This window comes from Paenibacillus sp. 01T424 (assembly GCF_056398745.1).
This window is the reverse complement of the sequence record NZ_JBFTPZ010000003.1, coordinates 166,397-180,444: the sequence shown is the minus strand read 5'-3', so window position 1 is coordinate 180,444 and position 14,048 is coordinate 166,397. Positions and strand designations below refer to the sequence as shown.

Genomic DNA, 14,048 nt, shown 5'->3' with positions numbered 1-14,048 from the left:
CTAATGGCTGAAATTATTGTACCGGAACTAGGCGAGTCCATTTCTGAGGGCACAATTACCAAATGGTTCGTGAAGGAAGGCGACTCCGTCAATCAGGGAGATGTCCTACTAGAGCTTGAAACCGATAAGGTTAACATAGAAATTAGCGCAGACAATAGCGGTGTTGTATCTCGCATCGCTAAACAAGACGGAGAAGTTGTACTTGTAGGCGAAGCGATCGGTTCGATTGGAGAAGCAGCGGGCGGCGCAGCCGTACCTGCTGCTCCGGCAGCTGAGCCAGCACCTGTTGCTGCTCCTGCCGCAGTAGCTGCACCAGCTGCTGCTCCAGCAGCGCCTGTTGCCTCTTCTGCAAATGAAAGTGCAGCAACGATTAATGCATCGCCAGCTGCTCGTAAACGTGCTCGTGAGCAAGGCATTGATCTTTCAGCGCAAGGACAAGCTCCTGCTGCTGCACCTGCACCAGCGGTTGCCACTCCGGTTAAATCTGCTCCGCTAACACAATCAGAACCTGCTAACGCAGGCAAAGATGTGAAGCCAACTGAACGCAAACGGATGTCTCGTCGCCGGGTTACAATTGCTAACCGCCTAGTTGAAGCACAACGCACAGCAGCGATGCTGACGACTTTCAATGAAGTGGATATGACTGCGATTCTTGATTTGCGCAAACGCCGCAAGCAAGCTTTCTTCGAGAAAAATGATGTAAACCTAGGTTTTATGTCATTCTTTACGAAAGCTGTAGTTGGTGCGCTTAAAGCATTCCCACTGCTTAATGCTGAAATTGACGGCGAAGATATTGTTACGAAAAAATTCTATGATATCGGCATTGCAGTATCTGCAAAAGAAGGTCTTGTCGTTCCGGTCGTTCGTGACGCGGACCGTCTAAGCTTCGCTGAAATCGAGAAAAATATCGTTGAGCTTGCTGGCAAAGCAAGATCAAACACGCTTGCTATTTCTGATTTGCAAGGCGGAAGCTTCACTATTACGAATGGCGGCGTATTTGGCTCCTTGCTGTCCACGCCAATTCTTAATGCACCGCAAGTTGGTATTCTCGGCATGCACAAAATTCAAATTCGTCCAGTAGCAATCGATGACGTTCGTATGGAAAACCGTCCGATGATGTATCTTGCATTGTCTTACGATCACCGTATCGTAGATGGCAGTGAAGCTGTTCGCTTCCTCGTAACCGTCAAAGCGCTTCTAGAGGATCCAGAAGCACTTCTTCTCGAAGGCTAAATATAAAGTATCACATTAGAGACTGTCCTTTAAGTAGAGTGATCTACTCAAAGGACAGTTTCTTTTTTTTGTGATTAAGATGGCCATTTTATTATGTTATGAAAAAAGATGTCGAAAAAAGATCTGAATATCGATTACAATAAACATAATATTGAACATGGAAGCGGGCGTATTATCGGCTACAATTAAGATTTAAGAAGTATTCAATGGAGAGAGGCTGCATAATAGGTGCGAGAATCCTTTACTAATCTCACAATGCTCCAGCGGTTCATCGCGTTGTTTATTGCACTAGTCGTTATACCTGTTATTTTTATGGATTGGGTTGTCTCGCGGAATGTCGCAGAAATTACGGAACGGCAAGTGGGTTCGACGCTGGTGAAGTGGGTGGAATCGAGTCATGTAACGATTGATCGAACTATCATGCATATGGAAGAGACCATGAATTCGATCATGATGACCAAGGAAATTCAGGAAATGCTTAATATCCCGTTGTCTTCATCCTACGAGCGTTTTAGACGATTCACATCTCTGGATGAGATGCTGCTCAAACAAACATCTCCTAAAATAGCATATTCTTTTTTTATGCCGGATTCTGAAAGCCTTTACTCTTTTGTGCCTTCTTTGGATATGCAGACGCGAGGCATCTACTTCTCTACAAATGTGGATGCGCTTCCATGGTATAAGGAGGCTTATCGTGCACAGGGGCGGGGAGTGCTGAAGGTACTGCATCAATTCGGAGATAACCCGTCCGATCTGGAAACGCTTGTTATGGTTAAACAAATGAACAGCATAACGAATGGGCGCTCACCAGAAGCTGGGTACTTAATCGCGTCGGGACTTGAACGTGTGCTGGCAAGTGATCTTGATCCTGATAATGTGGCGAAGGATGGCGAATTATTGATTTTAAATGAAGATAATACGATCATCTCAACAACAAGCAACTACTCCATCGGAAAGATCCTCCCGTTGCCGGACTACGTATCGAATTCCAAAGGTGGATATTATACGCTAGAGGTTGATGGGAAAAAGTGGCTATATGCCATTCATCAAAGCGAGCAAAGTAAAACAAAGCTGCTCTACAAAACACCGCTGCAATCTATAATCGGCGATCATGAGGTTATTGAGCAGCTCGTTTATTATTCGATGATGGGTTATTTCCTGCTCTTGCTCCTATTAGGTGTTTACTTTATTCGTTCCATCGTTCGTCCAATTTCTAGACTCGCTAGGCATACACGCTCTTATGAGCCAGGCAAACCGCTTGGCTTAACACAATATCCACAGCGTACCAAAGATGAAATCGAAATTTTAAACAATAATTTCATGGATATGACAGAGCGGTTAAATGAAACGATCCACGATAAATATGTGCTTGAGCTGAAGCAAAAGGAGGCGGAGCTGTCGATCCTTCATTCACAAATCAATCCGCATCTGCTGTACAATACGCTGGAGTCTATTTATTGGAGGATGACGCTTGAGGGAACGGACGAGTCAGCGGAAATGGTGCGTGATCTGTCCCTTGTTATGCGAATTGGCCTTAGCCGCGGCAAATCATTAATTACGATCGAAGAAGAGCTGCAGCATGCAGAGGCTTATGTAAGGCTGCAGCTAAAACGTTATGATTATAATTTTAATGTCAATTGGATCATTCAAGAGGAAGCGAAGAGCTGTCTTATTCCGAAGGTTGTGCTGCAGCCGCTTATCGAAAATGCAATCGTGCATGGCATTAAACGAATGGATAGTGATGGTGAGCTATGGATATCAATCAAGCTGGAGCTGGATTGCATCGTCATTGCAATAGAAGACAACGGATATCGCTTGAGGGATGTTGCGCACATTTATGATATTTTGGAAGGCCGAAATCCTGATGCAGGATACGGCATTCGAAACGTCAATAAACGAATTCAATTGCATTTTGGCGATTTATTCGGTTTGGAATATGCTTTGCGTGCGGAAGGCGGGCTTCGGGCTCAGCTTACGTTACCAATCTCACATACCATAGATGACCTCATGAGGGAGGAAGAGCATGTATAATATACTGATTGTTGATGATGAACCGATGATTTGTAAAGGGATCAGCTCAATATTAAGGCAGTCGGATATTCAAATCGGCGAGCTGTTTACGGCTGGCAATGGCTTTGAAGCTTTGGATTATTTTCGATTGGAAAAAATAGATTTGATCATTACAGATATTCAGATGGAGCATATGAACGGCATTGAACTCATGGAAACGATATTTGTAGAAAATAGTGCGGTCCCGATTATCGTGCTGTCAGCGCATGGAGAGTTTGCTTATGCTCAGAAAGCAATGAAGTTCGGCGCCAAAGAATATATCGTGAAGCCAGTCATGCCGAAGCAGCTTATTCAAATAGTTGGAGGTTTGTTAAGACATAAGGAAAGTAAGCTCCGTACGGCATCCGATGCTGCGTTCAACCGCAAGTTTTATTTGGAGGAAACGAATCCAAAGCAGCATATGCTGCTTAACGAGTTAATTACGGAAGGGCTTGGCGAATCGGAGGTTGAAGCTTTATTTCAATCATTAGGATTAAAAATGGATGGCCCCTACTTCAGTTTATTTACGATCCAGCTGCATTTGAAAAACGCTGGTAAAACGGATAAAGACATTCAGTCCTTGCGGGATCGGAATTTGCTTAAGTATGCCTGCTACAACGTGGTAGAGGAAACGATCAGCAGCTGGGATAAGTTATTGTTTTATTCACCGAATGGAGCTCTGACTGTCGTGCTGCAGCTTTCAGCAAAAGAGCTGGACCATTCAATGAGGAGCAGTCTGCTGACGACGATTGGACAACAGCTTCATGCGCATTTGCTGGAATATTTGAATGTCCAATGCACGATTGGGATTAGTACGATTAAGGAAGGGCTGTACAGCTGGGCAGAGCTATACAAGGAAGCGATCTCTGCGCTGAAAATGACAGAGGTTCATCATGATCATCATGTATTTTTGGCCGAGGATGTGTCAGACAAAAAATCTACGGAGGATCATAATGGAGATATTCAGGAAGCGAGAGGCTACATAGACCAACATTATAGTAAAAAAGGAATGAAGCTGCAGGATATTGCGGATGCCGTTCATCTAAGTCCCAATTATTTGAGCTATTTATTTAAAAAGGTGCTTAATATTACGATATGGGATTACTTGACGAAGCAGAGAATGGAAGCGGGAAGAAGGCTGCTGCTTACGACTGATATGCGGAGATACGAGATTGCAGATGAGATTGGTTATGAGTCGCCGGAGCATTTTAGCAAAATGTTTAAAAAGTATTTTGGCTATAATCTATCAGATTTAAAAAAATAACATTTCTGCTCGTGCTGCTGCGCGAGCAGTTTTTATATGTCGAACCCTATGTCGAAATCATAACAGCGCACACCTTAACCGTAACAGCGACCATCGTGTAGAGGGAAGAAGCTGACTTATAATGAGGATGCAAGCAACAAAAGACCTAATTGAGAGGGGAACCAACACGATGAAGATCAGKGGAATCGTAATCAGCATGCTTGTACTAATGATTGTATTGGCAGGCTGCAGTGGCAGTAACAATGGCGGAAACAAAGGGAAAGTAGAAAATGCTGGAAAAGCAACGAATGCAGCTGTAAACAAAACAGAGGAGCAGCCAGCAACTGAGAAACCAGCAGAGCCTGTAGAAATTACAGTTCAAGGCCAACCGCCGGATAGAACAGAAGCGATCGAGCAGTTGAACCTGAAAATTGAGCGTTTCAAAAAAGCAAACCCTAACGTAACGATCAAAACGGACGATTGGCAGTACAACCCAACTGAAATCGGAATTAAAATGGCTGCTAACAATGCGCCAACTGAGTTTAATGCTTATTTGACAGAAGGACGTGTTCTAGCTGAAAAAGGCTGGGCGGCTGATGTTACGAGCCTTATTGAAAATTGGAAAAACAAAGATGATTTAAATCCAATTATGACTGGTCCGTTCTCCGTTGACGGTAAAATTTATGGTATTCCAGTAGATGCTTATGTTATGACAATTACGCTTAACAAGAAAATTTTCGAGGAAAAGGGCGTTCCGCTTCCATCGCTTGACTGGACTTGGGAAGAGCTGATTGAAACTGCGAAAAAAGTAAACGATCCGGCTAAAGGTATTGCTGGCTTTATCCCAATGGGCAAAGGCACAGAAGCAGGCTGGAACTGGACGAACTTCTTGTTTGCAGCGGGCGGCGACATTCAAACGGTTGAGAACGGTAAAGTAAAAGCAACATTCAACAGCGAGCAAGGTTTGAAAGCGTTGGAGTTTTACAAGCAGTTGAAAGATGCTGACGTGCTTCCGAAAAACTGGGCACTAGGCTACGGCGATGCACTCAACCTGTTTAACCAAGGCCGTGGTGCAATGGTTATGTGCGGAAGCGGCAATGCAGCGGATGCAGCCATCAACACAGGCGGTATCAGCAAAGACGACGTCGTTATTTATCCAATCCCATCCGTAACTAAAGGCGGCAAACACACTGGCGTACTAGGCGGCAGCTTCAAAGTTATCAACCCTAAAGCAGATGCTGCACAGCAAAAAACAGCATTTGACTGGTTGACTTCCGAGTATTTCACTGACGAATTCATTAATGCAATCGATGGTGAAATTACTACACGTAAATCAGAAAACAAAGTATATATTCCACAAACAATTTTCTATTGGACACCAGAATCGGAGTTCGGTCAAAAATGGGATACGATGTTGGCTAAACACGACAATGTGTTCACATATGACCCTGCTTTGATGGCTTTGCTTGATGGTAAGCCGGAGCCGCAATATGAAACACAAGCTTTCTATGCAGAAATGGCTAACGTTATTCAAAAAGTGTTCACGACAAAAAATGTTGATTTGAAAAAAGTGTTGGATGAAGCAGCAGCTAAAGTCCAATCGGAATTCTACGACAAAATTACGATTCAATAAAAAGCCGCGACACCAAGGGCCAATACCAATAACCTCGGTATTGGCCCGTTTTTTTTACACATTAGAAGTGATCATAAGTATCGCTGCACCTTGGGAGGGGGAGAACCATGGCAACACAAACGATTGCATCAACGATAAACACGAAGAAAAAGCGCAAGTGGAACCTCTATATGTGGGGAGCCTTGTTTGTACTTCCCGAAATTATCGTTTTCTTGCTCTTTCTCTGGATTCCTATTATTAAGGGAGTTCTGTACAGCTTTCAAGAGGTGGATTTCGTTAAAGGGAATGTTTTTGTTGGACTGCAAAACTACACCGATATTACGAGTTCAAGTGACTTTTATATCGCAATAAAAAATACGCTGTATTATATGGGACTTTGCGTAGTCATTGGATTTTGGGTGCCTGCTGCGGTTGCTATTGCTGTATCGGAGCTCAGAAGATTTCAAGGACTAGCTCGCGTAGCGGGTTATTTGCCAAGTGTAATACCAGCTATCGTGCTATATGGCATGTGGGTTTGGTTTTATGATCCGATCGGACCAATTAATGCATTTCTGATGGGCATCGGATTGCCGGCAATTGATTTTTTTACAAAAGGCATGTCCATGATCTCGATCGTTATTATGGAAACGTGGCAAAACTTTGGCGGCGCGGTGCTCATCTATTTGGCTTCAATCGTCGGAATACCGCGGGATCTGTATGAAGCTGCCGAAATCGACGGTGCAAGCGTATGGCAACGGATTAAGTTTATTACACTGCCTAATTTGCGCTCATTGCTGTTTCTGATGTTTTTACTGCAAATCATAAACACCTCGCAAAGCTTCCAAGCACAACTGGCTATGACTGCCGGAGGTCCGGACAACGCGACCTTAACTTATATGCTGCTTATGAACAGAAATGCATTCACTTATTTGGATTTTGGCAAAGCAACAGCAATGGGTACGATGATGTTCGCCGTTATGATGGTGCTCTCCTTCTTCTACCTGAAAGTGCAGAATAGGAGTGAAAAAGGATGAAAAATACCGAGCGTTCCATAATCTCGTCATTTGATTTCAAACGTTGGCAAGTAAAGCTGGGTTACGCAGTGATGGTGCTTTTTATCGGCATAATCATTGTATCCATGCTGTATCCCTTTCTGAATACGCTGCTTAGCTCTCTGAAGACGACTGGGGAATTTTTTGCTTTCCCTGCGCCGTTTTTCCCAAAGGATTGGCTGTGGCATAACTATATTGATGCATGGCATGTTATTCCGATGCTTAAGTTTTTGAAAAATACGCTGATGATTTTTATTGGAACAGTTATTTTCGCCCTTGTCTTTATTGGCATGACGTCATTCGCGTTGTCACATATGCGGGTACCTTTCAAGAAAGTGGTCATGCTGTTTTTCTTGTCTACCCTGATGATTCCATCTGCTACTTATTTAATTCCAAACTTCCTTAACTTGCAAAGCTTAGGTTTGCTAAACAGCTACTGGGCCTTTTGGCTTCCAGCAGGCGCGAATGCTTTTTATTTGCTGCTCATGAAAAACTTCTTCGATGGATTGCATAAGGAACTGTTTGAAGCAGGCAGAATCGACGGAGCTAGTGAGTTTCTATGCTTCATTCGGATCGCGATTCCTTTGTCGGTACCTATCCTAATGACACTTATCATCTTCTATTTCTCCAGCACATGGAATGATTTTTATTGGCCGTCACTTGTTATGCTGGAGAAGGATATGTATCCTCTTGCAACAGGTATTTTCAGATATGTGGTGTATTCCGGCTCCACGATTCAGTGGAACGTGAAGTTTGCGGTGCTTTCGATTACGATGGTTCCGCCGCTAATATTTTTCCTTATTTTCCAGCGTTACATCATGGGTGGACTTAATGTAGCTGGGGTGAAAGGTTAGCATTTCATCAGCTAGAGTTTTAGCTGCACGGGGCTTTATGAATGAGTAGTAAAACGAATTAATGATTCTCTTATAGACATTGCCGCTAATCGATACATTTGCTGGCGGCAATGTTTTTTTGTATTTTAAAATTGAAGTTGAGCAGGAAGAAGGCTGAAGATGTTGAAAGTAATCAACAGGATGAAGCTGCTTGTTGAAATGAGATGAGATGAGGGGATTAAAATCGTCGAGGTTAATGAACAATTGAGGGAAAGCGAAGAGAGATATCAGCATTTAGTTCATATGCTTCCTGACGGGCTTATTGTTGTGTTAGAAGATAATATTGTTTTTGCTAATCAAGCAATGCTAACTATGCTGGGCATTAGCAATTTCGATGATATTATTGGAGACCCCATAAACAAATTCATACATCCCGAGTTTATGGAGCGGTTTCCAGCTATGATCAACTATTTGATTCTAGAGGCTAATCCTTCTACGTTTACCTATTACGAGCTGCTTCGTCTGGACCAGCAAGTGATAGAGGTTGAAATGAGAGCAGTAGCTGTGAAATTTGATGGTAAAAATGCTGTCCAGCTTATTATTCATGATATAACCAAGCAGAAGCGAATGGAAGCTTCCTTGCACGAGAAGGAATATTTATATAAAAGCTTGATGGAAAACGTTGTAGCAGGTGTATTCGTAGGGCTAAGGGATAAGATTGTTTATGCCAACCCATATCTAGCGGAGATGTATGGTTATACGGTAGAGGAGATGTACGCCATCTCGATAAACGATTTAATGGATCAGGATGAAATCAATATTCACAAAAGCAAGATTTTACAAGGAATGGGTATTGGATTAAGTCAATTCCCTATCAAAAGTAAAGGAATAAAAAAAGACGGCAGCCGCATCTATTTGGAGGGAAACAGTACAGTTATTATGTTTAATGGAGAACTGTCCTTGCTTGGAACCGTTCAAGACGTTACACCTAAACGTGAAAAAGAAAAATTGTTAATGGAAAATGCCAAGTTGTATCAAAAAATTATAAAGTTTGTTCCCGAGCCGATCATTATGAGTGATCAAGGGATCGTGCTTTACGCGAACAAGCTAGCTTTGGAAGTGCTAGGAATTGAATCGGAAGCAAAGATAATCGGTACAAGTGTGTTCGAATTTATTCATCAGAGCCACCATGCATTATCGCTTGAAAAAATGCATCTCATTATGTCGACGGACGAGGCAACACCTTTTGAGGAACGTGTTCTTATTCGTACGGACGGAAAATTACTGGATGTGGAAGTTTCAAGTATCCGAATTAACAATTATTTGGGCAAGGATGTCATGCTCAGTGTGATTCGTGATTTGACCGACCGCAAACGCTCGGAGGAGGTTCTTATTCGTTCGGAGAAGCTGTCGGCAATTGGTCRGCTTGCCGCAGGCGTAGCGCATGAAATTCGAAATCCGTTAACAGCGCTAAAGGGCTTCACGCAGCTATTAAGCAGTAAATACCCGGAGAACCCGCATTATTTTTCAATTATGGCCAATGAAATTGACCGTATTACTTTAATCGTAAATGAGTTTATGACGTTAGCGAAGCCGCATTTCGCGAACTATCGCAGCGAGCCTCTAGAGCCGATACTGCGAAGTGTATTATCTTTGCTGGAAACACAAGCTATTCTTATAAATGTGGAGTTGAAGGTTTGTTTTGACCATACACGGCCGAGTATATTTTGCAATGTGGACCAGCTTAAGCAGGTTTTTTTAAATATTATTAAAAATGCGTTAGAGGCAATGCCGCAGGGCGGCGAAGTTGTTGTGACGGTTGCAAGCTTGGAGGATGGCTTCGTTCATATCCGAATTATAGATGGCGGTCCAGGTATACCGGAGGAGCTTATTTCAAAAATCGGCGAACCTTTTCTGACAACGAAAGAAAAAGGGACTGGGCTTGGCATAATGATCAGCAACCGCATTATTGAAGCGCACAAGGGTACGCTTCAAATTAGCAGTGTGATGAACGAAGGAACAGTCGTGGAAATTATGCTGCCTGTTGAGGATCAGCTAACGATAGGCCTAGGATGAGCTATAGGCGTTATCGTCTGATGTCGCCAACAATCTTTTGCGTTTATGGTGAAGTGTGAAATAAATGACGGAAGATAAGGCAATTATAATGGCACAAAGTATATACATAACGCTGTACCCGTAGCTTGAAGCCAAGGAGCCAAGCGTGTAGGATCCAATTCCATATCCAAGATCGAACAGCAAATAAAACGTTGCTGTAGCGAGCCCTCTGCGATGAGCCGGAGCAGCAAGCACGGCTATGGTCTGAAAGCAAGGCAGCAGGGCTCCGTATCCGAGGCCAATGACAGCACCGGAAACAAGCAGAATAACGGGCGAGCTTGCTTGGCTAAGCAGCAGCATGCCGATGGCAAATATAACGATGCTGGGATATACAATGACATGATCTCCTACACGATCAAGCAATTTACCGACAAGCGGACGAGGCAATACAATCATAATGCCGAAGCACACAAAGAAATAGCTGGCATATTGATCAATAGCCTGTTCATGAGCATAAACCGACATAAACGTTACGAGCCCGCTGTAGGCGAACGCGACTACAAACCCGCTAAGTGCAATGGGAACAGCTTTCTTCTCTACAAGATCGCGCCAATGCAGCTTGCTCTTCGTTTTTATGATCGGTTGTTCAGCTTTGGCAGCGGCGGGTTTCTTGGCTGTTGAAGCGCCTAGGATGAAGGAGATGAGCGCGCACACCGCGCATAATGCGAACATCGCTGTAAAGCCGCCATGCGTTGTTATCGTTAAGCCAACGAAAGGGCCGATGACCATCGCGAGGCTCATAAATAAGCTGAAGTAACTAATTCCCTCTCCTTTGCGATGCTCGGGTATGATTCCGATTGCAGTCGTATTCGTAGAGGTAGTTGCGATAGCGAACGTGCCGCCATGAAAAAAACGAACCAGCAGCAGCATCGCGTAGCCAAAAACACCTAAGTATGCGATCGAAAACAATAGAAACAGCAGCAATGAAATAATAACGATCTTCCGTTCCCCATAACGGGTCATCAATTGGCCAGCGAAGGGCCGAAGCAGTACTGAGGCGATAACGAAAACAGTCATCGATAATCCGGCTTGCGTGTCAGATCCTCCAAGCCCATTGGTCACATAAACGGACAACGCTGTTGCTAATGTATAAAAAGCAAAAAATAGAAAAAAGCTGCTTAAACATATTTTAATGAAGTCGGCGCTCCATAGTTTATTCGTATTCATTATAGGTTCCCCTCTCAGATGTTCGCCGATCATTCACTCGTCTTTGTGTTTGATTCGTGGTTCAGTTCTGCGTTTTTAGTTATTTTGGCGATAAATTTTTTGAATGATTGAATTTCGTCTTCCGAAATATCTGTCAACAGCTGTGCAACAAATTTTGCTTCGATAGGTGCCAGTTCATTAGAGCATGTTCTGCCATTAGCGGTTAAATAAAGCAGCTGTGATCGGCGGTCATTCGGATTGGCGACACGTCGGACAAGCGCTTTTCGTTCAAGCTGGTCAACAAGCCGTGTAATGTTGGCGGGATCCTTGTCGGAGCGCTGCGCCAAATCTTTATGAGTCATGCCATCGTGCTCATCAAGATACATAAGCAGCGACCATTGTTCAGGCGTAACGTCATAATCTTGAAAAAGCTGATGCAGCCGAAGGTTTAGTTTACGGCCTGTATTGCTGAGCATATAGCCTACTGATTGTATAATTTCCATTGATTTCACCTGCTATTTTCATTTAGTTGTTATGACAATAATACGCTTAACAACTAAATGGGTCAAGAGCTTCAATCCACAAATTTGGAATGAAGCGGTTTACAATTGATCGGAAGAGACATGATTTTGCTTGCGATATTGTTCGGGTGTAAGATCGGTATGCAGCTTGAAAGCGCGGCTGAAATGAGAGGGATGCTTAAAACCAACATCATAACCAATGTCGGTGATGGGGTGAATGGTGTTGATAAGTTCGATTTTGGCCTGATAGATTCTACGCTGCATGAGAAACTGGAAGATTGTAAATCCAGTAACCTCTTTGAATGTTTTAGCCAAATAGTATTTGCTTAAGTGCAGCTCTGCTTGAATCGCCTCTAGCGTAATATCATCATTATAATGACATTCCAAATAGGAGATGATCGATTGAACATGGCGTTCTTTGGAGGTAGGAAAGGATGGTTTATCCTTCAGCGGCTTCTGGCAAAGCTGATTGATCTGAATAAGAAAATCGAGCATTAAAGCTTGAAATCGCTGAATGGAGAAGCTGTCCTGCAGGACGTAAAGCTGTTCAAGCTTGTGAAGACTAGCTTCTATTTCTGCTTTCTCATTGCCCCTCAGCTGCAAACGTATATTTTGAAGCTTCTCGAATGGTTCGAGCAGGTCCGCTGCAAATGAAGGCTGAATAAATTGCTTGAAGTAATACGGATCAAAATGTAGGATCGACCGGTGGTAAACTGCGCTTGGGTCGACATGTGCCCGGTGCAGTGTCATCCCGTGCATAAGCAGCAAGTCGCCAGGCTCCAGAACATAGATGCGGTCATTAATAAGATAGTTTACTTTGCCGCCATGGAAATAATAGATTTCGTAATGAAAGTGACTATGATAGGGAATATGAGCATTAAAATCAGAGCTGGTTCCCATTGTGAACGGTAATTGGATTTGTTGCTGCTTGCTCATCATTTCGCCTCCACTCATAAATACCATCATTATACACCAACCACAGTCAAATAAAAGCGTAAACAAGTTAATGCGAATGAAGCCCACTGCATCCCAAAATGCTACCATATAGGCAGGCAAAACGATTGTGAAAGCAGCTGCTATTATAACATTGTAAATAAAGGGGCGGTATTCGGATGCAGATCGTTCGTTTGGGAATTATCGGACTAGGAAATATGGGCAAGGGTCATATTGGCTACTTGTTAAAAGGTGAAGTCAGTGGAGTTGAAATAACCGCAGTTAGTGATTGTGTACAAGCAAATCTTGCGTGGGCAAAAGAAAAGCTTGGCGATCAAGTCGGATTATATGAGGATCCTTATGAAATGATGGACTCTGGACTTGTTGACGGAGTGCTTATTGCGACGCCGCATTTCTCCCACCCAGAGCTTTCTATTGCTTGCTTTAAGCGTGGTCTGCATGTGCTTTGCGAGAAGCCGGCAGGTGTTTATACGAAGCAGGTTCGCGAGATGAATGACGCAGCCAGCCAAACAAATGTGAAATTCAGCATGATGTATAACCAACGGACAAATCCGATATACGTGAAGCTGAAAGAATTGATAGATAACGGCGAGCTAGGTGAAATAAGAAGAACCAATTGGATTATAACCAATTGGTATCGCTCTCAAAGCTATTATGACTCCGGTACTTGGCGTGCAACTTGGGCTGGTGAAGGCGGCGGAGTGCTGCTAAACCAAGATCCGCATCAGCTCGATTTGTGGCAATGGACGATCAGTATGATGCCAAAGCGCGTCCGTGCTTTCTGCTACTTCGGCAAGCATCGTGACATCGAGGTTGAGGATGATGTAACCGCATTCGTAGAGTATGAGAACGGAGCTACTGGAGTGTTCGTGACGACGACTGGCGAAGCGCCAGGCACGAACAGACTGGAAGTGAGCGGTGATCGCGGTAAAATTGTAATTGAAAATAACCAATTAACATTCTGGCGTCTAACAGTTCCTGAGCCGGAATTCAACAAGCAGTTCAAAGGCGGCTTCGGTCAGCCGGAATGTTGGAAATGTGAAATTCCGATTCATGGCAGCAACCCCGATCATAAAGGCATTACACAAAACTGGGTGAATGCGATTCTGTTCAATGAACCATTGATTGCTCCAGGTGAGGAAGGCATCAAAGGGCTTATGCTCTCGAATGCGATGCTGCTATCGACATGGACGGATGGCTGGGTAGATTTGCCGATTGATGAGGAGTTGTTCTATAAGCATCTGCAAGAGAAAATCGCAAGCTCAGCCTATCAGAAGGAGGACTAGATCG

The 14,048-nt window shown here is 43.6% G+C and carries 11 protein-coding genes; 8 read left to right on the top strand and 3 right to left on the bottom strand.

Going from position 1 to position 14,048, the window contains the following annotated elements; all coding sequences use genetic code 11:
- Positions 1-3: 3 nt before the first annotated feature.
- The 7 genes from odhB (at position 4) to AC1DPK_RS04170 (ending at position 10,098) form a co-directional block, all read left to right on the top strand.
- Positions 4-1,233, top strand: coding sequence for a 2-oxoglutarate dehydrogenase complex dihydrolipoyllysine-residue succinyltransferase (odhB, locus tag AC1DPK_RS04200; protein WP_477509431.1), 1,230 nt, complete (start codon positions 4-6; stop codon positions 1,231-1,233).
- A 228-nt stretch (positions 1,234-1,461) separates the two neighbouring features.
- Positions 1,462-3,264 carry a sensor histidine kinase gene (locus AC1DPK_RS04195; RefSeq protein ID WP_477509430.1) on the top strand — a complete coding sequence of 601 codons (1,803 nt, stop codon included), beginning with the start codon at positions 1,462-1,464 and terminating at the stop codon, positions 3,262-3,264.
- Positions 3,257-4,546, top strand: coding sequence for a response regulator (locus tag AC1DPK_RS04190; protein ID WP_477509429.1), 1,290 nt, complete (start codon positions 3,257-3,259; stop codon positions 4,544-4,546). The genes AC1DPK_RS04195 and AC1DPK_RS04190 overlap by 8 nt, the downstream gene beginning before the upstream one ends.
- A gap of 169 nt (positions 4,547-4,715) precedes the next feature.
- Entirely contained in the window at positions 4,716-6,158 is a 1,443-nt protein-coding gene (locus AC1DPK_RS04185) for an ABC transporter substrate-binding protein (RefSeq protein ID WP_477509428.1), read from the top strand.
- A 107-nt stretch (positions 6,159-6,265) separates the two neighbouring features.
- The gene (locus tag AC1DPK_RS04180; protein ID WP_477509427.1) at positions 6,266-7,171 is read left to right on the top strand and encodes a carbohydrate ABC transporter permease; all 906 of its coding nucleotides are present in this window, start codon (positions 6,266-6,268) and stop codon (positions 7,169-7,171) included.
- The gene (locus tag AC1DPK_RS04175; RefSeq protein WP_477509426.1) at positions 7,168-8,043 is read left to right on the top strand and encodes a carbohydrate ABC transporter permease; all 876 of its coding nucleotides are present in this window, start codon (positions 7,168-7,170) and stop codon (positions 8,041-8,043) included. The genes AC1DPK_RS04180 and AC1DPK_RS04175 overlap by 4 nt, the downstream gene beginning before the upstream one ends.
- A gap of 243 nt (positions 8,044-8,286) precedes the next feature.
- On the top strand, positions 8,287-10,098 hold the full coding sequence (locus AC1DPK_RS04170; RefSeq protein WP_477509425.1) for a PAS domain S-box protein: 1,812 nt from the start codon (positions 8,287-8,289) through the stop codon (positions 10,096-10,098).
- Here the strand turns inward: AC1DPK_RS04170 and AC1DPK_RS04165 are convergent.
- The 3 genes from AC1DPK_RS04165 to AC1DPK_RS04155 form a co-directional block, all read right to left on the bottom strand.
- Positions 10,090-11,304 carry an MFS transporter gene (locus AC1DPK_RS04165; RefSeq protein WP_477509424.1) on the bottom strand — a complete coding sequence of 405 codons (1,215 nt, stop codon included), beginning with the start codon at positions 11,302-11,304 and terminating at the stop codon, positions 10,090-10,092. The two genes, AC1DPK_RS04170 and AC1DPK_RS04165, sit on opposite strands and share 9 nt — an antisense overlap.
- A gap of 29 nt (positions 11,305-11,333) precedes the next feature.
- Positions 11,334-11,786, bottom strand: a complete 453-nt coding sequence (locus AC1DPK_RS04160) for a MarR family winged helix-turn-helix transcriptional regulator (protein ID WP_477509423.1) — start codon at positions 11,784-11,786, stop codon at positions 11,334-11,336.
- Positions 11,787-11,885: 99 nt separating this feature from the next.
- Complete coding sequence (locus tag AC1DPK_RS04155; RefSeq protein ID WP_477509422.1) at positions 11,886-12,740, bottom strand: helix-turn-helix transcriptional regulator; 855 nt, start codon at positions 12,738-12,740, stop codon at positions 11,886-11,888.
- Between the two features lie 176 nt (positions 12,741-12,916).
- Here AC1DPK_RS04155 and AC1DPK_RS04150 point away from each other — a divergent pair, with 176 nt between their 5' ends.
- Positions 12,917-14,044 carry a Gfo/Idh/MocA family protein gene (locus AC1DPK_RS04150; protein ID WP_339207580.1) on the top strand — a complete coding sequence of 376 codons (1,128 nt, stop codon included), beginning with the start codon at positions 12,917-12,919 and terminating at the stop codon, positions 14,042-14,044.
- Positions 14,045-14,048 lie beyond the last annotated feature (4 nt).

Coding starts and splice junctions, on each gene's coding strand:
- odhB (WP_477509431.1), top strand. CDS start 4: ATGGCTGAAATTATTGTACCGGAACTAGGCGAGTCCATTTCTGAGGGC.
- AC1DPK_RS04190 (WP_477509429.1), top strand. CDS start 3,257: ATGTATAATATACTGATTGTTGATGATGAACCGATGATTTGTAAAGGG.
- AC1DPK_RS04180 (WP_477509427.1), top strand. CDS start 6,266: ATGGCAACACAAACGATTGCATCAACGATAAACACGAAGAAAAAGCGC.
- AC1DPK_RS04175 (WP_477509426.1), top strand. CDS start 7,168: ATGAAAAATACCGAGCGTTCCATAATCTCGTCATTTGATTTCAAACGT.
- AC1DPK_RS04165 (WP_477509424.1), bottom strand. CDS start 11,304: ATGAATACGAATAAACTATGGAGCGCCGACTTCATTAAAATATGTTTA.
- AC1DPK_RS04160 (WP_477509423.1), bottom strand. CDS start 11,786: ATGGAAATTATACAATCAGTAGGCTATATGCTCAGCAATACAGGCCGT.
- AC1DPK_RS04155 (WP_477509422.1), bottom strand. CDS start 12,740: ATGAGCAAGCAGCAACAAATCCAATTACCGTTCACAATGGGAACCAGC.
- AC1DPK_RS04150 (WP_339207580.1), top strand. CDS start 12,917: ATGCAGATCGTTCGTTTGGGAATTATCGGACTAGGAAATATGGGCAAG.